The 1,242-nt window shown below is 55.6% G+C and carries 1 protein-coding gene; it reads right to left on the reverse strand.

All coding sequences use genetic code 11. The features are described 5' to 3' along the window. Positions 1-19: 19 nt before the first annotated feature. A complete protein-coding gene (locus tag AC1D1X_RS23755; protein WP_457282750.1) occupies positions 20-1,150 on the reverse strand; it encodes a branched-chain amino acid ABC transporter substrate-binding protein in 1,131 nt (376 codons plus the stop codon). Positions 1,151-1,242: the final 92 nt, after the last annotated feature.

The following is a 1,242-nucleotide window of genomic DNA, read 5'->3' on the forward strand; positions in this document are numbered from 1 at the left end:
TTTTGTTTGCGGTGAACGATTAGTTCAGGGCAGACTTCTTGCCGTCTTTGTAGACGTACAGGGTGATGGCGGGGTTCTTCAGTTCGCCATTGGGTTCAAAAGCGATCGTGGTGGTCACGCCCTTGAAGTTGGTTTTAATCAGCTCAGGGGTGTAAACCTTTGGATCCCAGGAACCGGCACGCTTCATGGCGTCAACCAGAACGAAGGTAGCGTCGTAGGTGTACGGGCTGTAAACCTGGAACTGCTTTGGATACTTGGCTTCGTAGCGCTTCATCCAGGCTTCGCCGCCTGGCATTTTGGCCAGCGATGCGCCGCCTTCAGCGCAAACCACGTTGCCGATGGTCTTGGCGCCTGCGGTCAGCTTGGCAAGTTCTGCGGTGCAGATGCCGTCGCCGCCGAAGTACTTGACGTTGCCCATGCCGAGTTGTTCCATCTGGCGCAGCATTGGGCCGCCTTGTGGGTCCATGCCGCCGAAGAAGATCGCGTCAGGTGCTTTGGCCTTGATGGCGGTCAGGATGGCCATGAAGTCGGTGGCTTTGTCGGTGGTGAACTGCTCGTCAACCACGGTCATGCCTTTTGCCAGGGCCGTTTTCTTGAACACTTCAGCAACGCCCTGGCCGTAAGCCGTACGGTCGTCAATGATGGCGACTTTCTTCAGCTTCAGCGTGTCGGCGGCATAAAAAGCCAGGCCAGCGCCCAGGGCGTTGTCATTGGCAATGATGCGGTAGGTGGTTTTGTAGCCTGGCTTGGTCAGGTTGGGGTTGGTTGCAGCGCCCGTAACGTGGGGGATGCCGCAATCGTTGTAGACCTTGGAGGCAGGAATGGTGGTTCCGGAATTCAGGTGGCCGACCACGCCGGCGACTTTGGAGTCGCACAGCTTTTGTGCAGCGGCGGTGCCCTGTTTTGGATCAGCGGCGTCATCTTCAGCAACAATTTCAAACTTGACCTTTTTGCCGCCGATGACCACGTTTTGTGCGTTCAGGTCTTCGATGGCCATGCGCACGCCGTTTTCATTGTCTTTGCCGTAATGGGCTTGCGAGCCGGACAGCGGCGCCACGTGACCGATCTTGATCACTGCGTCTTGGGCAGAGGCAAAACCCGCTACTGCAGCGAGAGCAGCCACTACTGTCAGTTTTAATTTCATTTGCATAAAAACACTCCGATTAGGAAATTACCGTTAAAGGTTGAGAACAATTTTTTTACTCAACGGGGCCGAACATAACGCAATTTCCGGGCCCGCAC

Source organism: Polaromonas sp. P1_G4 (assembly GCF_056405475.1).